General features: G+C 59.2%; 19 protein-coding genes. 3 read left to right on the top strand and 16 right to left on the bottom strand.

The features are described from left to right. Positions 1-360 precede the first annotated feature (360 nt). Complete coding sequence (locus tag ACFQW4_RS22620; RefSeq protein ID WP_336767765.1) at positions 361-1,809, top strand: AMP nucleosidase; 1,449 nt, start codon at positions 361-363, stop codon at positions 1,807-1,809. 50 nt (positions 1,810-1,859) lie between these two features. Here ACFQW4_RS22620 and ACFQW4_RS22615 read toward each other — a convergent pair whose 3' ends face one another. The 3 genes from ACFQW4_RS22615 to ACFQW4_RS22605 form a co-directional block, all read right to left on the bottom strand. Then, positions 1,860-2,354, bottom strand: a complete 495-nt coding sequence (locus ACFQW4_RS22615) for a hypothetical protein (RefSeq protein ID WP_377727790.1) — start codon at positions 2,352-2,354, stop codon at positions 1,860-1,862. A 261-nt stretch (positions 2,355-2,615) separates the two neighbouring features. Next, entirely contained in the window at positions 2,616-3,914 is a 1,299-nt protein-coding gene (locus tag ACFQW4_RS22610; RefSeq protein ID WP_008105472.1) for an NCS2 family permease, read from the bottom strand. Between the two features lie 61 nt (positions 3,915-3,975). Next, positions 3,976-4,245, bottom strand: coding sequence for a hypothetical protein (locus tag ACFQW4_RS22605; RefSeq protein WP_222233634.1), 270 nt, complete (start codon positions 4,243-4,245; stop codon positions 3,976-3,978). 80 nt (positions 4,246-4,325) lie between these two features. Between ACFQW4_RS22605 and ACFQW4_RS22600 the strand changes: the two genes are divergently transcribed. Beyond that, positions 4,326-5,072, top strand: coding sequence for a response regulator (locus ACFQW4_RS22600; protein WP_377727786.1), 747 nt, complete (start codon positions 4,326-4,328; stop codon positions 5,070-5,072). Here ACFQW4_RS22600 and ACFQW4_RS22595 read toward each other — a convergent pair. From ACFQW4_RS22595 to ACFQW4_RS22570, 6 genes are all read right to left on the bottom strand, one after another. Then, positions 5,009-6,058 (bottom strand): carbohydrate kinase family protein, encoded by a 1,050-nt coding sequence (locus ACFQW4_RS22595; protein WP_377727783.1) that lies wholly within the window; start codon positions 6,056-6,058, stop codon positions 5,009-5,011. The two genes, ACFQW4_RS22600 and ACFQW4_RS22595, sit on opposite strands and share 64 nt — an antisense overlap. 4 nt (positions 6,059-6,062) lie before the next feature. Continuing rightward, the gene (locus ACFQW4_RS22590) at positions 6,063-6,923 is read right to left on the bottom strand and encodes a ketose 1,6-bisphosphate aldolase (protein WP_101762806.1); all 861 of its coding nucleotides are present in this window, start codon (positions 6,921-6,923) and stop codon (positions 6,063-6,065) included. An 11-nt stretch (positions 6,924-6,934) separates the two neighbouring features. Next, the gene (locus ACFQW4_RS22585) at positions 6,935-7,618 is read right to left on the bottom strand and encodes a D-lyxose/D-mannose family sugar isomerase (protein ID WP_377727780.1); all 684 of its coding nucleotides are present in this window, start codon (positions 7,616-7,618) and stop codon (positions 6,935-6,937) included. A 116-nt stretch (positions 7,619-7,734) separates the two neighbouring features. Then, on the bottom strand, positions 7,735-8,673 hold the full coding sequence (locus ACFQW4_RS22580) for an ABC transporter substrate-binding protein (RefSeq protein WP_101762808.1): 939 nt from the start codon (positions 8,671-8,673) through the stop codon (positions 7,735-7,737). 184 nt (positions 8,674-8,857) lie between these two features. After that, on the bottom strand, positions 8,858-9,841 hold the full coding sequence (locus ACFQW4_RS22575) for a ribose ABC transporter permease (RefSeq protein WP_101762809.1): 984 nt from the start codon (positions 9,839-9,841) through the stop codon (positions 8,858-8,860). A 10-nt stretch (positions 9,842-9,851) separates the two neighbouring features. Further along, on the bottom strand, positions 9,852-11,357 hold the full coding sequence (locus ACFQW4_RS22570) for a sugar ABC transporter ATP-binding protein (RefSeq protein ID WP_101762810.1): 1,506 nt from the start codon (positions 11,355-11,357) through the stop codon (positions 9,852-9,854). Between the two features lie 144 nt (positions 11,358-11,501). Here ACFQW4_RS22570 and ACFQW4_RS22565 point away from each other — a divergent pair, with 144 nt between their 5' ends. Further along, the gene (locus tag ACFQW4_RS22565; RefSeq protein WP_377727775.1) at positions 11,502-14,090 is read left to right on the top strand and encodes an ATP-binding protein; all 2,589 of its coding nucleotides are present in this window, start codon (positions 11,502-11,504) and stop codon (positions 14,088-14,090) included. Here the strand turns inward: ACFQW4_RS22565 and phnE (ACFQW4_RS22560) are convergent. From phnE (ACFQW4_RS22560) to phnL, 7 genes are all read right to left on the bottom strand, one after another. After that, positions 14,044-14,928, bottom strand: coding sequence for a phosphonate ABC transporter, permease protein PhnE (phnE, locus tag ACFQW4_RS22560; protein WP_377727772.1), 885 nt, complete (start codon positions 14,926-14,928; stop codon positions 14,044-14,046). The two genes, ACFQW4_RS22565 and phnE (ACFQW4_RS22560), sit on opposite strands and share 47 nt — an antisense overlap. After that, a complete protein-coding gene (gene phnE / locus ACFQW4_RS22555) occupies positions 14,925-15,788 on the bottom strand; it encodes a phosphonate ABC transporter, permease protein PhnE (RefSeq protein WP_377727769.1) in 864 nt (287 codons plus the stop codon). The genes phnE (ACFQW4_RS22560) and phnE (ACFQW4_RS22555) overlap by 4 nt, the downstream gene beginning before the upstream one ends. A gap of 253 nt (positions 15,789-16,041) precedes the next feature. Beyond that, positions 16,042-16,968, bottom strand: a complete 927-nt coding sequence (gene phnD / locus ACFQW4_RS22550) for a phosphonate ABC transporter substrate-binding protein (protein WP_192233486.1) — start codon at positions 16,966-16,968, stop codon at positions 16,042-16,044. Between the two features lie 26 nt (positions 16,969-16,994). Further along, positions 16,995-17,825, bottom strand: a complete 831-nt coding sequence (gene phnC / locus ACFQW4_RS22545) for a phosphonate ABC transporter ATP-binding protein (RefSeq protein WP_350260855.1) — start codon at positions 17,823-17,825, stop codon at positions 16,995-16,997. Between the two features lie 80 nt (positions 17,826-17,905). Further along, a complete protein-coding gene (phnN, locus tag ACFQW4_RS22540) occupies positions 17,906-18,454 on the bottom strand; it encodes a ribose 1,5-bisphosphokinase (RefSeq protein WP_350260856.1) in 549 nt (182 codons plus the stop codon). Then, entirely contained in the window at positions 18,454-19,590 is a 1,137-nt protein-coding gene (gene phnM / locus ACFQW4_RS22535) for an alpha-D-ribose 1-methylphosphonate 5-triphosphate diphosphatase (protein ID WP_350260857.1), read from the bottom strand. Before phnM ends, phnN begins: the two co-directional genes overlap by 1 nt. Next, positions 19,587-20,291 carry a phosphonate C-P lyase system protein PhnL gene (gene phnL / locus ACFQW4_RS22530; RefSeq protein ID WP_240632910.1) on the bottom strand — a complete coding sequence of 235 codons (705 nt, stop codon included), beginning with the start codon at positions 20,289-20,291 and terminating at the stop codon, positions 19,587-19,589. The genes phnM and phnL overlap by 4 nt, the downstream gene beginning before the upstream one ends. Between the last annotated feature and the right edge of the window lie 8 nt (positions 20,292-20,299).

Here is a 20,299-nt window from a genome sequence, read left to right as displayed (position 1 = left end):
GGCCTGGGAGAAATCAATTTCTGAAACTTCGGCAGAACAGAGTGCGGCCTCCAACACCTGAAGAGTCGCCATTTATGGCAACCTACTTTAAGAACCGGATAGATTAATTAAGGCCACGGTTGAAAACTAAGCAATAAGCTCGCCAATACCGCGAAGGTGGACGATTTATTACTCGGGCATCGCTCCAGAACAGGAGACACGCGATGTAACATCCCTGCTGATCATAAACATAGCCGCGGTTACGCCACGCACCAGCACCGTGATGGTGCAGAATGCGGTCGATCACAGATTCTTCATCGTAGCGAAGGTTTTATCCGCTATGCTCTGGTGAAAACGGTCCATGTTTCTGAAGGAGAACCCATGAATACACAACGGAACGGATTGAGCAGCCAGCAAGCGCTGGACGAACTAGAACGCCTGTACGACGCAGCCGTTGACGCGCTGCGCAACGCCATTCGCGATTTCACTGCCACCGGACAGTTGCCGGATGAGGCCGCGCGTCAGCAAGGGCTGTTTGTTTATCCGCAGCTGCGCATCACCTGGCTGGGTGAAGGCCCGCAGAAAAATCGCACCCGCGCGTGGGGACGTTTTACCCATACCGGCAGCTACAGCACCACCATCACGCGCCCGGCGCTGCTGCGCCACTATCTCAGCGAGCAGCTACAGATGCTGGAGAAAGAGTACGACGTGCTGATTGAGGTCGCTCCTTCACAGCAGGAAATTCCTTATCCCTATGTGATTGACGGCTTGTCACTGGACCGCTCAATGAGCGCCAGCATCGCACGCCATTTCCCGACCACCGAACTGTCGCAAATCGGTGATGAAACCGCCGACGGCCTGTTCCACGCCAATGCGATTTTCCCGCTGTCGCACTTTGACGCACTGCGCACCGATTTCTCACTGGCACGCCTGCGCCACTACACCGGCACCGGCGTAGAGCATTTTCAGCCGTTCGTTCTCTTCACCAACTACACGCGCTACGTCGATGAGTTCGTGCGCTGGGCGATTGAGCAGGTGCAGGATCCAACCACACCTTACGACAGCCTGGCCTGCGCCGGTGAAGTGGTGATCACCGCCGATACGCAAGACCCGACGGCGATGATGTCCGATCTGGCGTGGAAGAAGCACCAAATGCCGGCATGGCACCTGACATCACCGAATCGTCGCGGTATTACGCTGGTGAACATCGGCGTGGGGCCATCCAATGCCAAAACCATCTGTGACCACCTGGCGGTGATTCGTCCGCACGCCTGGCTGATGATTGGCCACTGCGGTGGACTGCGCGAAAGCCAGACCATCGGCGACTATGTGCTGGCGCATGCCTACCTGCGCGACGACCACGTACTGGATAGCGTACTGCCGCCAGATATCCCAATCCCGAGCATCGCCGAAGTGCAGCGCGCGCTGTATGACGCCACCAAAGCGGTCAGCGGCATGCCCGGCGAAGAAGTTAAACAGCGCCTGCGCACCGGCACCGTGGTCACCACCGATGACCGCAACTGGGAGCTGCGCTACTCCGCTTCGGCGCTGCGCTTCAACCTGAGCCGCGCCGTTGCGGTTGATATGGAGAGCGCCACCATCGCCGCGCAGGGTTATCGCTTCCGCGTGCCTTACGGCACCTTGCTGTGCGTATCCGATAAACCGCTGCATGGCGAGATCAAGCTACCGGGCCAGGCAAACCGCTTCTATGAAGGCGCAATCTCCGAGCACCTGCAGATTGGCATCTGCGCGGTCGAACTGCTGCGGGCTGAAGGTGATAAGCTGCATTCGAGGAAGCTGAGAACCTTTAACGAGCCGCCGTTTAGGTAATCATGATGAGTTCCGGCCCATGAAGGGCCGGAACTGTGCAGTAAAGCGCGTCATGACATTTTCAAAACGATATTCTGAACAAACCACGCCAGCACCAGAAGGCCGGTCGGGATCATGATTTTCCAGGTTATGCTGTTATTGAAGGCAGATATTTTATCCTCGAGCTGGTTAAATCTTTGGTCAACTCTTTCAAATCTTTGGTCAATTCTTTCAAATATTAGATCAATTTTGTCGAACTTCGGGTTAAGTTGATCCTGCATCCGCTCTAACTTTTTATCGAGACGTTGTTCAAGCGCCCCCAGCTCGCCCATAATCTCCACACGCATCACGCCCTGCTCGGCTCTGACCTTTTCGATATCCGCTTTAGTCGCAAAATGCTCTGAACGCGCGGTTAGCACAGCAACATCCATCTGAATCTGCTGCGTGGTTTTTTCCAGCTCTTCAACTCGTTTGGTGAGTTGTTCCATTTGATGATCTCCTTTGTTACCAACGTCAAAAATAAGCGGTGGGAACACTCGAGTTGTATTGCTAATGGGGTAATCCATCACCGAATCCTCTTCCATCGCGCAGCTCAATCTTTCCACCACACTGTTAGTGAAACAGATTTGCGCAGCGTTAACATTCCACGATCCCGCCATTCACAGCACATTTTTTGCGGGCAGGTTTAAATAACACGCACAGCCTGGGCTGTTTTGAGAGGGAAGGAAAGTGAGCATCAAAAAGGATTGCGAAGTGTCACGCAGAAAATAAACGAAGGGATGCAACAGCAGACACGGAAGCCCGAGCGGGCTTCCGTTAAGTAACATTTACGCGCTCAGCCAGCCCAGTTTGATAACAAACAGAATCGACAAAATGATCAGCGCCGGGTTGACCTCTTTAGTGCGACCGCTCAGCAGTTTCACCACCGTCCAGGTGATGAAGCCGAACGCAATACCGTTGGCGATCGAGTAGGTCAGCGGCATGGTCAGCGCGGTCACGGTTACCGGCGCGGCGGTGGTGATATCTTTCCAGTCAATATCCGCCAGGCCAGACGCCATCAGCACCGCCACAAACAGCAGCGCTGGCGCGGTGGCATAAACCGGTACGCTGCCCGCCAGCGGCGAGAAGAACAGGCTCAGCAGAAACAGAATCGCCACCACAATCGCCGTCAGGCCGGTGCGGCCACCGGCGCTGACGCCGGCAGCAGATTCCACATAGCTGGTGGTGGTTGAAGTACCAAGCAGCGAGCCGAACAGCGCGGCGGCGCTATCTGCGATCAACGCACGGCCCATTTTCGGCACGTTGCCCTGCTCATCCGCCAGACCAGCGCGCTTGGTCACACCCAGCAAGGTGCCGGTGTTATCGAACACGTCCACGAACAGGAAGGCGAAGATTACGCTCACCAAACCGACGTTAAAGGCACCGGCGATATCCAGCTGCATAAAGGTTGGCGCGATAGATGGCGGAGCGGAGAACACGCCGCCAAACGGTGTCAGGCCAATGCCCATAGAAATGAAGGTCACCACCAGAATGCCGATGAGCACCGCACCGGTAACGCGACGCGCTTCCAGCACCACAATGATGAAGAAGCCTAGCAGCGCCAGCAGCGGACCCGGTTTGGTCAGATCGCCCAGGCCAACCAGCGTTGCTGGGTTATCCACTACGATACCCGCGCCTTCCAGCGCGATAATCGCCAGGAACAGACCGATACCGGCACCAATACCGGCACGCAGCGGCAGCGGAATGCTGTTAATAATCCACTCACGAATTTTGAAAAGCGACATGGCAAAGAAGATCACCGCCGACAAGAACACCGCGCCCAGCGCGACTTGCCAGGTGTAACCCATATGCAGCACCACGGTATAGGTGAAGAAGGCGTTGAGGCCCATGCCCGGTGCAAGTGCAATCGGATAGTTAGCGATCAGGCCCATTAACACACAGCCAATCGCCGCCGCCAGACAGGTCGCCACGAAGACCGCACCTTTATCCATGCCGGTTGCGCCGAGAATGCTCGGGTTAACAAACAGGATGTAAGCCATTGCCAGGAAGGTGGTGATACCCGCAATGATTTCGGTGCGAACCGTGGTGTTGTGCGCTTTTAGTTTGAAGAGTTTTTCTAACATCATCATCTCTCATGAGCGGAGTCGGCACAAATGCGCGCGCTCCTTGCCAATGTGGTTTACATGCTTATTGTTGTTTTGAAAGCGAAGCAAACTGGACAACAGGTTGTGAAACCTTGCGCTTTCCCCTGTCCATGTAGCAATAGCTATGCCACTCCCCTACGCAATCGATTACGTTTTCATTTGCGGCTGCGGCTAAGATTATTCTGAACCAGAATGAGGCGCGATTATGGTGCATTGCACCAGCGCCGCGCAATCGTTTTCCTTGCTGACGATGTTTTGGCAAAAAGAGTGCGGCACTGCACGCTTCCGCACTCTGCCAGGCGATGGCGCTCACGTTTCTGTTGCCTTAATCAGCAGGTAAAAAACATCGGGTTACACTGCTTTTAACCCTTTCGTAACAAAAGAGGCGCATCCATGAAGCCCGCGATTCTGGTGGTCGATGATGATCGTGCAGTGTGCGAATTGCTGCACGATGTGTTGAATGAACATGTATTTACCGTTTATTGCTGCCATCAGGGTAAAGATGCGCTAGCCCTGCTCACGCTACACCCGGAAATTTCACTGGTGATGCTGGATATGATGCTGCCAGACACCAACGGCTTGCTGGTGCTGCAACAGATGCAGCGGCAGCGTCCCGATCTGCTGGTGATCATGTTGACCGGCATGGGTTCGGAAGCGGATATGGTGGTGGGGCTGGAGATGGGCGCGGATGATTACATCGCCAAGCCGTTCAACCCTCGCGTGGTAGTGGCTCGGGCACGCGCGGCGCTGCGACGCTGCGGACGGCTGGCGCAGCCGGAAGCGTTAGCAGATGAAGGTTGGCAATTTAACGGCTGGCGCCTCGACGATACGCGCTGCCAACTGTTCAATCCGCAGCGTGAAAGCGTGCCGCTAACGCAAGGTGAATACACGCTGCTGCGCGCGCTGGTGGCGCATGCGCGCAAAGTATTAACCCGCGATCAACTGCTCGAACTGACGCACAGCGAAAGCCTTGAGGTGTTTGATCGCACCATTGATGTGCTGATTATGCGGCTTCGACGCAAGATAGAAATCAATCCGCATCAACCGAGCCTGATCCGCACCATTCGCGGTCTCGGCTATGTTTTCTCCGCCGACGTGATGCGTCCTGCCTCTTCGGCACGCGAAACGCAAATCGCCTGATCCATCCAGCGCTGCATCTCGGCTAATGGCCGCGTGCCGTCCAGCGCGTTGGCGGCATGCAGATTAAAACAGGCGCAGGTGTGCGCCAGCTTCAGCGTTTCCGTCAGCGACCAGCCTTCATGGCTGGCATAGAGCACACCGGCGCAAAACGCATCGCCTGCCCCCACGCTGCCAACGATCTCTTCTGGCGCTAGGCACCACGCCGGTTGCCAGCGCTCTTCGCCGTCTGCTTGCTGGCCCCACGCGCCTTCGGGTGCGTGGATCACCACGCGCTGACGTACGCCTTGCTGCATTAGCCAGGTAGCCGCCTCGGCAAAAGCTTCGGGGGCGGCAAGCCCGTGCGGCGTGCGCAAACTGATGCCGGTGAGTGATTGCGCCTCCAGTTCGTTGATCACCAGATAATCGAGCCAGCGCAGCGCAGGCACCACCAGCGGTCGATATTCGCCCACGCGCGACACCAAGTCGAGGGAGGTGAGATAGCCGCGCTGCTGCATCTGCGCCAGCAGCCGTGCGCTGCGCGTGCCGTATTGATCGTCCGGCACATCAAGGCTATCCAGCAGCAGCAAATACCCGAGATGGAAGATGCGGTGTGCAGTGGAGACGTCGGCGAAGTGCGCCAAATCAAGCTTGCCATTGGCGCCGCGCGCATGGAAGAAGGTGCGCTGGCCATCCGGCGTGGTCATCACCTGCGTCATCGCCGTATTGATGCTTGCGATGCGCTGCACAAACTGGCGGTCAATGTGATGATCGTCCAGCAGTTGCAGGATGTAATCGCCGTCGCTGTCCTCGCCTACGATGCCGACGCCCGCCAGCGGCAGGTTCAGCTGCATGCGCGCCAGCGTAAACAGCACGTTGAGCGCCGCGCCGCCGCTGCACTTCTCGCTGTGCTGAATCTCGGTTAGCCAGCCTTGTTCCGGCCAATGGCTGATGCGCTGCACGTGATCCACCAGCATGCTGCCGGCACCGATGATTCCGTTACGCACCATGCGGTTATGCCCTCCCGGCGCTGCCGAATACCTGCATCTGCTGCGCCACCACGTTGGCGATGTCGCGCTCTACCGCCATCAACAACTCAGCAAAGGCGTCGTAGCGCGCATCGCGTTGGGCGATCTGCGCTTCAATTGCCCCGAGCGCCGCCTGCGACATGCCGGTATAGAAATTGATTTTGTTGATGCCAAGGCTGACGGCGCGGCGGAAATCCGCGTCGCTAATGCCGGAACCGCCATGCAGCACCAGCGGAATGCCGGCCGTCGCGCGAATCGCTGCCAGCCGGTCGAAGTCGAGTTTGGGTTCGCCTTTGTATTTGCCGTGCGCATTGCCAATCGCCACCGCCAGGCAATCAATGCCGGTGGAGTGCACAAAATCAGCGGCCTGCGCCGGATCGGTAAATTTATCGCTGTCGGCTTCGCCAAACAGCGCACCGCCTTCATCGCCGCCCACCGCACCGAGTTCGGCCTCCACCGACACGCCGAGCGCGTGGCACATCTTCACCACCTCGCGCGTCTGGCGCACGTTCTCCTCATAGCTGAGCGTCGAGCCATCGAACATGACCGAGGTGAAGCCAAGGCGAATCGCCTGCATCACCGCCTCAAAATGCAGGCCATGATCGAGATGCAGCACCACCGGAATAGCGTGCAGTGCCGCTTCGGTGCGCACGGCGGCGACCAAATGCTCGAGGCTGACATACTTAAAATGCACTTCAGCGATGCTGATAATAAACGGCGAGCGCTGCCGCTCGGCGGCCTGATAGAGCGCGCGCAGGAAATGGGTGTCGAGGACGTTAAACGCGCCAAGCGCGTAGCCGTTCTGTTGCGCATGGGCCAAACCCTGCGCCAGTGAAATCAGTGCCATATCAGGCTCCTTTAGTCCAGCCAGCGGTGATATTCGTTACACAGCAGCCAGCGTGGTGCTTCATCTTCATCCAGCGGATTGAAGCGCGCCAGCGGCGTGAGAAACACATTGTCATGTTCGTCGTCATTGGGCATCGAGACTTCACCCACCAGCACATCGCCGTAGCCCTCTTCGCCCCAAAAGCTGTGCCAGATGCCCGGCAACAAGGTAACGCTTTCGCCCGGCGATAAACGCAGCTGCGAACCGGCGGCGTGGGTTTGGCGGATGCCATCGAGTGTGACGTTAACCGCCGTATCAGCCAGCTGATTGCCCGCACGGTTATGCAGCGTGACGATCAGATTGCCGCCGCCGCGATTGATAATGTCTTCCATCTTTTGCGGGTGATAATGCAGCGGCGTGACCTGCCCTTCGCGCACATGCATGATTTTTTCGGCATAAGGTTTGGCCCACGGCTGACCACCCCGCGAACCGTTGCGCAGTGTGAACAGGGTTAAACCGGTTTGATTGAAATCGTCAGCGCCGAAGCTGGTGACATCCCAGCCAAGATGCAGCGCCAGCAGTTCATCGGCGTCATGTTTATCGAGCGCGCGCCACTGGCTGAGGCCGTAATCGGCCCACGGCGGCAGATGCACATCCTGACGCATAAAGAATTCGCGGGTGCGTTGTAGGATCGCATTCACTTCTGAGCGTTGCATCTTCACCTCCTTTCCACGCTGGCCCTCACCCCAGCCCTCTCCCGCAAGCAGGAGAGGGCGCTATTTGTCCTCTCTCCCATTTATGGGAGAGGGTTAGGGTGAGGGACCGCGGCTGCTTACTTCACCGTCCAGCCCTTGTAGCTGCTGACGCTGTTACGATCGATCATCGTCACCGGAATCAGCACCGGCTTATCCGGCGCGGGCTTGCCCTGCAGGATGTCATAGCCGATCTCCACCGCTTTCGCCGCCATCACCTGCGGGTCCTGCGCTGGCGTGGCCACGAACAGCGAGCCTTTGCGTTTTAGCGCCTCTTCACCGTCTGGCGATCCATCGACGCCGACAATAAAGAACTCATTGCGCTGCGCCTGTTTCGCCGCCAGATCGGCACCAATCGCCGTTGGGTCGTTAATCGCGAACACTGCATCAATCTTTGGATTGGCCGACAGCAGGCCGGTCATCACTTCGAGGCCACCTTCGCGGCTGCCTTTGGCGTTCTGGTTGTAGGAGAGCAGCTTGATGTCCGGATGGGTTTTCAGCTCGGTCATGCAGCCTTCGACACGGTTCTGCACCGCAGAAACCGGCGGTCCATTGATGATCACCACGTTGCCTTTGGCCTTCAGGCGGTCGGAGATGTATTTACACGCCATGGCGCCGGCGGCGGTGTTATCGGAGGTGATAGTGGCGTTAGCGCCGTCTGCCGCCACGTCGACCGCCACCACCACAATCCCGGCATCACGCGCACGTTTTACCGCGGGCGCGATACCTTTGGAATCGGCGGCGTTAAGGATGATCATGTCCACTTTAGCGGCGATGAAGTTGTCAATCTGCCCCACCTGCTGGCCGAGATCGTAGCCGCTGGAGACCAGCGTTACGTTGACCTTGTCGCCCGCCAGTTCACGCGCCTTCAGCTCCGCACCTTTGGTGATCTGCACGAAGAACGGGTTGGCGAGATCGCCGACGGTCACACCAATGGATTTCAGCTCTTTGGCCTGCACCAATGGCGCGCTCAGAAGCGTAGCCGCCAGCAGTCCGGTTAGAATCGGATTAAAACGCATAGTCGATGTTCTCCTGCTTTTTGGTTTTTTATGATTAGTGCTCGCTGTCCCCCTCCTCGGTCCTCCCCCACAAGTGGGGGAGGAAGATGCTGCAAAATGTGAGTGTGGAAGCTGCATGTGGCAGCATCTCCTTCCCCCATTTATGGGGGAAGGCCGGGATGGGGGACAGCAAGCACGATATAACTCAACCCACGTGATGCCGCGTCCGGTACTTATCGATCAACACCGCGATAATGATCACCGCGCCCTTAATCACTAACTGCCAGAAATAGGAGACGCCCATCAGCGTCATCCCGTTATTCAGCGTGGCGATAATCAGCGCACCAATCAGCGTGCCGGTGATGGTGCCGATGCCGCCGACAAAGCTGGTACCACCGAGGATCACCGCCGCTATCGCATCCAGCTCGTAACCGACGCCAAGGTTGCCGTTGGCGCTGTAGAGCCGCGAGGCGCTCATCAATCCGGCCAGCCCCGACAGCAAGCCGCTCATGGCGTAGACAAACAGCAGCACCACGCTGACTTTGATGCCGGTCAGGCGCGCCGCCTGCACGTTGCCGCCAACGGCATAAATGTGTACGCCTAAGGTAGTGCGGCGCAGAATGAACCAGCACAGCGCGATCACCGCAAAAGCGATGATGATCAGCCACGGCACCGGCCCGAGATAGCCGTTGCCTATCCACTCAAAGTTGATGTCGGAGTTGATCACCGTGGTGCCGTTGGCCAGCAGATAAGCCGCGCCGCGCATCGCGGTGTAGGTACCAAGCGTGACAATAAAGGGCGGCAGCCCCGCCCACGCCACCAGAATGCCGTTGAATAACCCCATAATCAGCCCGGCACCTAACGCCGCCGGGATCGTCAGTGACGCAAATGCCGGATCGAGCGACACCGCCATCGCCACCACCGCCGTGGTGCCGAGCATCGATCCCACCGACAAATCGATGCCGCCGGTGAGAATGACAAAGGTCATGCCCGCCGCCAGCACGATATTGATCGAGGCCTGACGCGTAATGTTGAGCAGATTGCCCTCGGTGAAGAAGTTCGGCGTGACAAAGCCAAATACCGCCACGATCAGGATCAAAATCGGCAGGATGCCGACGGTTTGCAGCAGGTCACTCATTAACGCGCGCTTGAGGGTGGGACTTTTTACGCGTGCGGATTCACTGGTCATTGCGCTCTCCTCAGGCCTGAACCGGCTGCGCGCCGGTGGCCAGTGTCATAATGTTTTCCTGGCTAATCTCTGCCCCACTCAACTCACCGGCGATGGCGCCTTCACGCATCACATAAACGCGGTCGCTCATGCCCACCACTTCCGGTAACTCGCTGGAGATCATTAAAATCGCCACGCCCTGCTGCGCCATCTGCTGCATCATGCGGTAGATTTCGCTCTTGGCGCCGACATCAACGCCGCGCGTCGGCTCATCGAGAATCAGGATGCGCGGTGCAATCGCCACCCAGCGTGAAATCAGCAGCTTCTGCTGATTACCGCCGGACAAGCCGCCCGCGCGCACCTGCGCATGCGGCACGCGGATGTTCAGCGCATCAATTGCCTCGCTGGCAATCTTCTGCCCTTTGCGCCGATTGAGCAGGCCGTAGCTGGCATCGCGCTCCAGCGTCGCCATCACAATGTTGTCCTGCGCCGCCAGTTCAAGGAACAAGCCCTGCTCTTTGCGGTTCTCGGTGAGAAAACCGATGCCGCGTGCGATGGCGTCGCGCGGCGAGTGAATCTGCACTTTCACGCCGTCGATCCAGATCTCACCGCCGCTCGGTTGATGCACGCCAAAAATCAGCTGCGCCAGTTCGCTGCGCCCGGCACCGACCAGCCCCGCCAGCCCGACAATCTCGCCGGCACGTACCGACAGGCTGCTGGGACGCACTTTGTGTTTGTCGCACAGGTGATTGACGGCGAGACGGATGTCGCCGAGCGGAATATCGCGGTCTTTGTTAAACAGATCGCTGAGCGGACGCCCGACCATCATGCGCACCAGCTCGCTGGCGTTGAGCTGCTCGCGCGTCAGGCTGCCGACGTACTGCCCGTCGCGCAGCACGCTCACGCGATCCGATAGCTCATACACTTCCGCCATGCGATGGCTGATGTAGATGATCGCCATGCCTTCGCTACGCAGCCGTTTAATCAGCGCAAACAGCTGCTCGGTTTCACGGTTGGAGAGTGCGGCAGTCGGCTCATCCATCACCAGAATGCGGCTGTTGCGGTGCAGCGCGCGGGCGATTTCCACCTGCTGCTGCTCGGCAATACTCAGGCGGCTCACGAGATCGGTGGCGCTGAACTGCGCACCCAGGCGATCAATCACCCGCTGCGCCTCTTCCGCCATCTGGCGACGCTTCACCAGGCCTCCACGCGTGATTTCACTGCCGAGAAAGATGTTCTCCGCCACCGTCAAATTGGGTGCCAGATTGATCTCCTGATAAATCAGGGTGATGCCCGCCGCCAACGCCTCTTTTGGGCCTTTTATGACATACGGCTGGCCGTCGATAAGAATTTCCCCGCTGCTGGCGGTATAGGCGCCGGCCAGAATTTTCATCAAAGTACTTTTGCCCGCGCCGTTTTCGCCCATCAGCGCATGCACTTCACCGGGCCAGACCGTGAGATCCACGCCCTTTAGCGCATAGAAGTTGCCGAAGCGTCGGGTGATTCCCCGCATGGAGAGTATCGGTGTGGCATCCATTTACAGACTCCTGCTGGCAAAGGTTGCAGCGAGTAAAACCTGCTTAGATAAATGGAAAATGTCAGCGGCCATTCATATTTGTCATATTTCGCCCCGATCGCGCTTCTATACTCGCCAGCAGTTGAGCGGTAAGGAGTGGCAGCCATGAGTCACAGTCTGCACTGGCACGCGGGCGCGCGCAGTCGTCTGCTGCTGTTTAATCTGCTGGTGATGTCAGTGACGCTGGCGGTGAGCCTGGTCGCGATTTTTGGATTTCGCCACGCAGGTCACATTCAGGAACAGGCGCAGGCACAAACGCTGGCCGATATGAACGGCAGCCTGGCGCTGGCGCGCGACACCGCCAATGTGGCCATTGCAGCGGTGCGGTTATCGCAGGTGGTCGGTGCGCTGGAGTATCAAAGCGAATCGGCGCGCCTGCAGCAAACGCAGCGGGAGCTGCAACAGTCGCTGAGCTTGCTGGCAAATGCGCCGCTGGCGGCACAGCAGCCGCAGCTGCTAGCGCGTATTCGTGAGCGCAGCCAGACGCTGGAACAAACCATCAATCAGTTGCTGCGCGCCGGGCATCAGCGCCATCTGCAGCGCAACGTGATGCTAAGCGGCTTGTGGCAATCGCAGCTGTTACTCAATCGCATTGACCTGCTAACGCGCACCGATTCCCCTTCTGCCGCGCTGCGCCAGCAAACCCACAGCTTATTCAGCGTGGCGATTCAATCCAGCGCGCCGCAGGCCGCAGTGCAGCAATTGCCTTCGGTGCTGCGCCAGTGGCAAGCGTTAAGGCTTAACGGCGCGCTGAATACCCAGGTGCAGCGGCTGATCGCCACCAGCACGGATTTGCAGCCGGTGGCGCAGCAGCTGGAGCAGAGTGATATCGCCATCGCCTACGCGACTTATCGCATCAAAGCGCTGGTGGCGATGCTCAACGATGACATCACCCATTACGTGCAGCTGGTGGCGCAACAGAGTGACGCCCGCAGCGCGGTGACGCATGAAGAGCTGGATTCGATCATCGGCTTTATCGGCCTGTTTATGTTGCTGGCGCTGCTGATCACCGGTTACGCCGGTTACTACATTTACCGCAATCTCGGTTCGAGTCTGACCGCCATCGCCCACGCCATGACGCGGCTGGCGCAGGGTGAAAAGAGCGTCAACGTGCCGGGCCTGGCGCGGCGCGATGAGCTGGGCGATCTGGCGCGCGCCTTCAACGTGTTTGCGCGCAATACCGCGTCGCTGGCGCACACGTCGCGCCTGCTAAAAGAGAAAAGCAACCAGCTGGAATCGACCTTTCTCGCCATGCGCGACGGCTTTGCGCTGTTCGATAACAGCGGTCAGCTGGTGGTATGGAATGCGCAATATGCCGAGCTGCTCGGCATCGCGCCGCGTGAACTGCATCGCGGTTTGCACTATCAGCAGCTACTCAAACGCGTTGATGTCGAGCTCAACGGATTAGCCGATGCGCAGGAAGTACGGCTGGCGGATGGCCGCACGCTGGAGCTGCGCTTCAGCCCGGTGCCGCGGCGCGGCATGGTAAATACCGTGCTGGAGCGCACCACGCGCAAGGCGCTGGAGGAAGCGCTGCTGCACAGCCAGAAGATGAAAGCCGTGGGACAGCTGACCGGCGGACTGGCGCACGACTTCAATAATCTGCTGGCGGTGATCATTGGCAGCCTGGCGTTAACCGTCGATCAGCTGCCGCCCGGCACGCTCGCCAGCCGTATCGAGCGTGCGCGTCAGGCCGCCGACCGTGCGGCGCAGCTGACGCAGCGCTTGCTGGCCTTCTCACGCAAGCAGGCGCTCTACCCGCGCGCGGTGTCGGTGGTGGAGCTGGTGGATAATCTGCATTCGCTGCTGCAGCACGCGCTGCTGCCCGGCCAGCAACTGGTGATTGATGCGCAGCGTCCCGGCTGGCCAGCGTGGATCGATGCCGGACAGCTGGAGAACGCGCTGATCAATCTGGTGGTCAACGCGCGCGATGCCATGGCGCAGCAGAGCGGCGAAATCCGCCTGCGTATCTGGAATCAGCGTAAACAGGAAGCCGACGGCAAGCGCGATCGCGTTACCATTGAAGTGATCGATCACGGATGCGGCATGTCGGCCGAGGTGCGTGAACAGGTGTTTGAGCCGTTCTTCACCACCAAAGCCATCGGCAGCGGCAGCGGTTTGGGCTTATCGATGGTGTATGGCTTTGTGCGGCAATCCGGCGGCCAGATTGAGCTGGAAACCGCGCCGGGACAAGGCACCACCGTGCGGCTATTATTGCCGCGCGCGCCCGAAGCGGCGCAACCGCTCAGCGTGCCGCCGCCGCTGGTGCCGCAGGCCAGCAACGATCGGCTGGTGTTGGTGCTGGATGATGAACCGACGGTGCGGCAAACGCTGTGCGAACATCTGCATCAGCTGGGTTATCTGACGCTGGAGTGTGGCGACGGCGAAAGCGCGCTGAGGCTGCTGCGCCAGACGCCGGATATCGATCTGTTAATCAGTGATTTGATGCTGCCGGGCGGCATTAACGGCGCGGATGTGATTCGCCAGGCGCAGGCGCAGTGGCCGCATCTGGCAACGGTGTTGATCAGCGGTCAGGATCTGCGCCAGACGCAGGTCACGCTGCCGCTGTGTGAGCGGCTGGCAAAACCCTGGCATCAGGCGCAGCTGGTGCAGGCGCTGGAGCGCGCCTGGCAGCGCAGTGAACGGCTCAGTCGCGCGCGGCAGGCTGCCACAACGGCACCCCTTTCCCCGTGATGTAACGCTTGCGCAGCTTGCTGGAGACCACATCCATAATCATCACCACCGCCACCAGAATAAGGGTCAGAAACATCACCACATCCCAGTTCCATAAACGCATGTTCTCGGCATACACCAAGCCGACGCCACCAGCGCCAACAAAGCCCAGCACCGCTGCGGAGCGGGTGTTGGACTCAATCTGATACAGGCTGAGCGCGAGGAAGGTCGGGAACGATTGAGTGAAAATGCCGTAGCGATGTTTTTGCAGGCTGTTCGCGCCTACCGCGCTGAGACCGCGACTCGGCGAACGCTCCACCGCTTCGTGCCCTTCGGCGTAGAGTTTGCCGAGCAGGCCGACATCCTGCATCACGATCGCCAGCACGCCAGCCAGCGGTCCCATGCCGACGGCACGCACGAAGATCAGCCCCCAAATCGCCATATCGATGCCGCGCAGCACATCCAGTACGCGACGCACCACCAGCGCAATCGGACGCTTCAGCGGATCGTGCATCACGTTGCGCGCCGCCAGGAACGAGACCGGCAAGGCGATCAGTGACGCGGTCAACGTGCCGGAAAACACAATTGCCAGCGTAATCCCGACCTGTGTGAAGTAGTAAGCAAACGGCCAGTTGAGGAAGTCCTGCCAGACAAACATGCGCAGGAAATAGCGGCTAAGCTGCTGGCAGCCGATGAGAAAACGGCTCCACTCAATGCCAAAAAACTCGAAAAAGAACAGGTAATAGAGCGCGATGGCCAGCGCCACCAGCGCAACGCGGCGCAGATAGCGATTTTGCGCAGCAAACAGGGCGGCATGCTCCTGCTTGAGTTTGGCGACATCCGGCGCTAAGGCGATCATGCTGCGTCTCCTTCCACTACGCGGCGACGCAGCCAGCCGGATAGCGTATCCAGCAGCGACACCACCACAATGATCAGCAACAGCGTGATGCTGACCTGATCGTAACGATCGAGTTTGATATTGGTCATCAGCTCTTGCCCGATACCGCCCGCGCCCACCAATCCGAGGATGGTGGAGGAACGGAAGTTGATCTCCAGACGCATAAAGCTGTAGGAGAGAAACGTTGGTTTGACCTGCGGCCAGAAGGCAAAGCGCATGCGTTGCAGTTTGCTGGCACCGCACGCCGCGAGGCCGCGCACCGGTTTATCCGAGGCGCTCTCAATCGCTTCGTAGAACAGTTTGGTCAGGCTACCGACGGTGTGCAGCGCCAGCGCAAGGAAGCCGGGAATGGCGCCAATGCCAAACGCCATCACGAACATCACCGCCCACGCCAGTTCGGGCATGGTGCGCAGGAAGGCGACAAACGCGCGGATCGCCATGCGCAGGCTGCGTGGCGTTTGGGTGTTGTCGGCGGCGAAGAACGCCAGCACGCCAGCCACCGCCACCGCTATGATGGTGGACGACAGCGCCAGTTGTAAGGTTTCCCAGATCAGCGGCAGCTGGAAATGCAGGCGATAGCCCCAATAGGCCAGCGAACCCTCGGTTTTGCCGTCAGCGAACAGCAGCGGGAGATGCAGCACCGGCAGGGTTTCGCCAATGTAATCGAAAAAGTGTGGCAGCGACTGCCAGACGGTGAGCAGGTTAAATTCCGCCATCTTGCCCGCGGCCAGATAGAGCGCCAGTAACAGCAGCGACCACAGCAGCGAGTCGCGCTTTTGCTGGCGGCGGATGCGTTGGTAGTAGTGTTCGAAATCGGTCAAGGGGGGATTCCTGTTGGTTGGGAGGGTTCGTGCTGGATGGTGCTCGCTGGATGGTGCTCGCTGTCCCCCTCCTCGGTCCTCCCCCATTAATGGGGGAGGAAGATGCTGCAAAATGCAGCTCCGAAGTCGCATGTGGCAGCATCTCCTTCCCCCACTTGTGGGGGAAGGCCGGGATGGGGGACAGCCAGCACCGACCAAGGAGGGGGACAGCGAGCACCGACCGAGGAAGGTAACAGCAAGCACCCCACCACAACTAACCGCGCGTACCCTTCATCAAATCACGCTTCATATCGATGATATTCTGGTAATCCGCCACGGTAGCCGGGCCGATGTGCTGGGCACCGCCAACCGCTTTAACAAAGCAGCCGTGATCTTCTTTATCCAGTTTCTTGATGGTGGCCACCACTTTCGCTTTGAAGTTAGCGGGCAGATTGTTGCTCACCAGAATCGGACCGTTCGGGATCAGCGGCGACTGCCAGATAATGCGGATCTGCTTCATCAGGTCTGGATGATCCATACGAATCAAACGACCAAAGGCACCCGAGGTATAACCGGTCTCGCGGTCACCAATCAGCGACGTCCAGGTTACTGCGCCTTCGAACTGGCCGTTCAGCACGCCGAGGATGTCCTGCTCGTGACCGCCGGAGAAGGTGACGCTGGAGAAGGTGTTGTTGTACTTATCGTCCACCGTGCCGCCAAACTCTTTCTTGAACGCCTGGTTCGGCATCAGGAAGCCGGAAGTGGAATCCGGATCGGCCATGCCGAACGATTTGCCTTTTAGGTCTTCCAGCTTTTGGTACGGGCTGTCGGCTTTCACGATCACCACTGAGTGATAACCCTGCGAACCGTCTTTGTCGTCCACCACGATGCCCACCACATCCACCGCTTTCGGGTTCTGCAGATAAACCGAGGCAAACGAGGCGGGCGACATGCTCAGCACCAGGTCGATTTTGTTGCCCAGCAAGCCCTGAATCACGCCTGAATAGTCAGACGAGTTGCGCAGTTTTGTATCCACCTGCAGCTCTTTATCGAAGAAATCTTTCACGCATTGGTTATCACCAATCTGCTGCGTGGCATTCTGGCCGCCAAGAATCCCGAGGTTCAACTCTTTTGGTGCATCCGCTGCGTTTGCGCCAAATGCCATCGCAATAGTCAGTAAAGCTAAAGAAGTCAGTTTCATTCTTAGATTTTCTCTTGCCGTGGGAGTTAGTAGAGCTGGTTAATTTCGTCGCCGTACAGCTCATGCATCAGGCCGTCGGTCAACCGGGAAGGATGTCCATCAAACAGCACTTTGCCGCGCTGAATACCGATGACGCGGGTGCAGTAGCTTTTTACCAATTCAATTGAGTGCAGGTTCACCATTACGCTGATGCCCTGCTCGCTCACCTGACGCAGCACATCCATGATGCGCTTGGTGTTTTTCGGATCGAGCGACGCCACCGGTTCGTCCGCCAGCAGGATGCGCGGGTTCTGCATCAGCGCCCGGCAAATCGCTACGCGCTGCATCTGGCCGCCGGAGAGATTTTCCGCACGCTGCAGCGCCTGCGGCAGCATGTTCATCCACTGCAGCAGTTCGATAGCGCGGGCGCGGTCGGTTTCGGAGAAGACTTTGAAGAACGATTTCAGCGTCGAGGTCTGGCTTAAACGACCCAGCAGCACGTTGGTCAGCACGTCGAGGCGCGGCACCAGACAGAAGTCCTGGAAGATCATGCCGCATTCGCTGCGCCACTCGCGCATCTGGCGGCTGTTCAGCGTCACCACATCGCGATCCACTTCGCCGTGGCGATTGCTGAGGATCGCGCCCTGCGAAGCGCTGATGGTGCCGTTGAGCATGTGTAACAGTGTCGATTTGCCTGCGCCCGAGCGGCCAATCACCGCCACTAGCTCGCCCGCATGCAGATCGAAGCTGACGTTATCCAGCACCTGGTTGGCGCCGTACGCTTTGCACAATCCCTGCACCGACAGCACCTTGTTGCCCTGCCCGGTAACGTGCGGGAAGGGATTGTCGACAACGGTTTTCAGTAATGCCTGTGCCATGTTGCACTCCATCTCTTCTGAGCTGTTGATTGCACGCTATTACGGGCAAAACGGATGAAAGCTTGATGACAGTAAAATGATTAAACGGTGACAGCGGCTGGATCGGTCAGCAACTGGCGCAGCGATAGCAGTGTTTCGCTCAACGCACCATCATTATTCAACGCATAACAGTGCGCGGGCAGCGGTTCGGCGGCACGCGCCAGCCGTTGCGCGATCTCCGCTTCTGACTCGCGCCCACGCTGCCGCAAACGCGCTTCCAGCACCGCTGGCGAAACCTGCAATACCAGCGGCAGCAGCTGCGTGCCGTAATGCTGCTGCACCATCGGCAGATGCAGGCGCGAACCGTTCACCAGCACGTCCATTCCGCGCGCCAGCCACAGATCGATCTCCTCGCCCAGCCCGTAATACATGCCGTGCGCCTGCCAGCTGACGGCGAACAACCCCAGCGCCTCACGCCGTCGAAACTCGGCTTCGCTTAGCGCCACATGGTTCTCGCCGCCCGCATCGGCGGCGCGCGTAATGTAGCGATGGGCGATCAGTAGATTCTCCGGCGGCGCCTCGCGCAGCGCGTTCAGCAGGCTGTCTTTTCCCGCGCCCGAAGGCCCGGTAAGCCAGACCAGGCGCGCCATCAGAACACCCGCTTGCCTTGCGACCAGACGTGACGAATGTGCGAATGACCATGATCGGTATGCACCAGCACCAAATCGGCACGCAGTCCTTCGGCGATGCGGCCGCGATCGTGCAGGCCAATTGCCCGCGCCGGATTGCGGGTCACCAGCGCGGCCGCCTGCGGCAGCGTCAGCGTGTTGCGCTCATCGGCCACCAGCCGGAACACCGCGTCGAGCAAGCTGGCGGGATAGTAGTCGGAGGAGAGAATATCCAGCAGGCCGTGGCTGGCGAGTTCTGCCGCCGCCACGTTGCCGGAGTGCGAACCGCCGCGCACGATGTTGGGCGCGCCCATCAGCACCTGCATGCCGCAGTTGCGTGATGCGCGTGCCGCCTCCAGCGTGGTGGGAAATTCGGCGATGGCGCTGCCGACCTCATGCGATTCGGCAACGTGCGCCGCCGTGGCATCATCGTGGCTGGCCAGCGGAATGCCGCGTGAACGGCACAAGCTGGCGATGGCGTTGCGGTTAGGCGTGGAGAACTCGGCGGCCAGCGCCAACTGCTCACGCTCAAACTGATCCATCTGCTCGTCGTTGAGCTGATATTTGCCCTGATAATAGGTGCGATACATCTCCAGCGAGGCGTACTGGCGCTGGCCCGGCGAGTGATCCATCAGCGACACCAGCGACAGCTCCGGCGTGTTGATCAGCGCTTCAAACAGCGGCAGCGTGGTGTTGTGCGGCAGCTCGCAGCGCAGATGCAAATGGTGATCGGCGCGGTTAATGCCTTTGCGATTGCTGTCCTGAATCGCGTCGATCATTTTGGTGAGATTATCCAGACGATGGCCGCCATCGCGGACGTCGCCGACGCCAATCGCATCCAGCACCGTGGTGATGCCGCTGGCGGCCATCAGCGCATCGTGGCTGCTCATCGCCGAATAGGCGGGCCAATCCACCTTCGGGCGCGGCGTAAAGAACTTGTCGAGGTTATCGGTGTGCAGCTCCACCAACCCCGGCAGCAGGAAGGCGTTTTCGCCATCCAGCGCGCCCGGCTGTTGGCTGACGCTGTCGCTAAAGCTGGCGACGCGCCCGTCACGGATTTCCAGCGATCCCGTTACCACTTCGTTTTCCAGCACCAGTTGGACGTTGTTGACGATCATGCTTCTGCTCCTGCTTGCATTGGCTGCATGACGTGCAGGCGATCGGCCACGCGTGCGCGCACCGCTTCGTCATGGAAAATTCCGACAATGGCGGCACCGCGGGCGCGCGCCTGTTCAATCAGTTCCACCACCGCAGCGCTGTTGGCGCTGTCGAGCGAGGCGGTTGGCTCATCCAGCAGCAGCACCGGATAGTCGGCGATAAAGCCGCGTGCGATGTTAACGCGCTGCTGTTCGCCGCCGGAGAAGGTGGACGGCGCCAGTGACCATAAACGCTCCGGCACATTGAGGCGCGTCAGCAGCTCTTTGGCGCGCTTTTCGCAGAAGGCGCGCTCGGTGCCGCGCTCCAGCAGCGGCTGCATCACGATCTCCAGCGTGGGCACGCGTGGGATGACACGCAAAAACTGGCTGACCCAGCCAACGCTGTGGCGCCGAATCGCCAGAATCTGGCGGGCGGGCGCGTTGGCCATGTCGATCCATTCGCCCTGATGTTGCAGCCAGATGTGACCGCTGTTGGCCTGATAGTTGCCGTACAGCGCGCGCAGCAGCGTGGATTTGCCGCTGCCGGAGCGGCCATGCAGCACCACGCATTCGCCGCCGCTGACGTCAAGATTGGCGTCCTGCAATACCGGCAGCGCGGCGCCGCTTTGGTTGTGCAGCACAAAGGTTTTGCTCAGATGCTCTACGCGCAGTAAAGGTTGCATAGTGATGT

It is taken from the genome of Pantoea sp. GCM10028869 (assembly GCF_042666835.1).
Lineage (GTDB): Bacteria > Pseudomonadota > Gammaproteobacteria > Enterobacterales > Enterobacteriaceae > Pantoea > Pantoea leporis.
The sequence above is the reverse complement of the archived record's forward strand: the minus strand, read 5'-3'. Positions and strand labels throughout refer to the sequence as shown.

Bases quoted from the DNA above. Each gene is read 5' to 3' on its own strand.
- phnD (WP_192233486.1), bottom strand. From the start codon at position 16,968: ATGAAACTGACTTCTTTAGCTTTACTGACTATTGCGATGGCATTTGGC.
- ACFQW4_RS22585 (WP_377727780.1), bottom strand. From the start codon at position 7,618: ATGCAACGCTCAGAAGTGAATGCGATCCTACAACGCACCCGCGAATTC.
- ACFQW4_RS22580 (WP_101762808.1), bottom strand. From the start codon at position 8,673: ATGCGTTTTAATCCGATTCTAACCGGACTGCTGGCGGCTACGCTTCTG.
- ACFQW4_RS22570 (WP_101762810.1), bottom strand. From the start codon at position 11,357: ATGGATGCCACACCGATACTCTCCATGCGGGGAATCACCCGACGCTTC.
- ACFQW4_RS22565 (WP_377727775.1), top strand. From the start codon at position 11,502: ATGAGTCACAGTCTGCACTGGCACGCGGGCGCGCGCAGTCGTCTGCTG.
- ACFQW4_RS22590 (WP_101762806.1), bottom strand. From the start codon at position 6,923: ATGGCACTGATTTCACTGGCGCAGGGTTTGGCCCATGCGCAACAGAAC.
- ACFQW4_RS22615 (WP_377727790.1), bottom strand. From the start codon at position 2,354: ATGGATTACCCCATTAGCAATACAACTCGAGTGTTCCCACCGCTTATT.
- ACFQW4_RS22600 (WP_377727786.1), top strand. From the start codon at position 4,326: ATGAAGCCCGCGATTCTGGTGGTCGATGATGATCGTGCAGTGTGCGAA.
- phnM (WP_350260857.1), bottom strand. From the start codon at position 19,590: ATGATCGTCAACAACGTCCAACTGGTGCTGGAAAACGAAGTGGTAACG.
- phnN (WP_350260856.1), bottom strand. From the start codon at position 18,454: ATGGCGCGCCTGGTCTGGCTTACCGGGCCTTCGGGCGCGGGAAAAGAC.
- phnC (WP_350260855.1), bottom strand. From the start codon at position 17,825: ATGGCACAGGCATTACTGAAAACCGTTGTCGACAATCCCTTCCCGCAC.
- ACFQW4_RS22620 (WP_336767765.1), top strand. From the start codon at position 361: ATGAATACACAACGGAACGGATTGAGCAGCCAGCAAGCGCTGGACGAA.
- ACFQW4_RS22595 (WP_377727783.1), bottom strand. From the start codon at position 6,058: ATGGTGCGTAACGGAATCATCGGTGCCGGCAGCATGCTGGTGGATCAC.
- ACFQW4_RS22610 (WP_008105472.1), bottom strand. From the start codon at position 3,914: ATGATGTTAGAAAAACTCTTCAAACTAAAAGCGCACAACACCACGGTT.
- phnL (WP_240632910.1), bottom strand. From the start codon at position 20,291: ATGCAACCTTTACTGCGCGTAGAGCATCTGAGCAAAACCTTTGTGCTG.
- ACFQW4_RS22575 (WP_101762809.1), bottom strand. From the start codon at position 9,841: ATGACCAGTGAATCCGCACGCGTAAAAAGTCCCACCCTCAAGCGCGCG.
- phnE (WP_377727772.1), bottom strand. From the start codon at position 14,928: ATGATCGCCTTAGCGCCGGATGTCGCCAAACTCAAGCAGGAGCATGCC.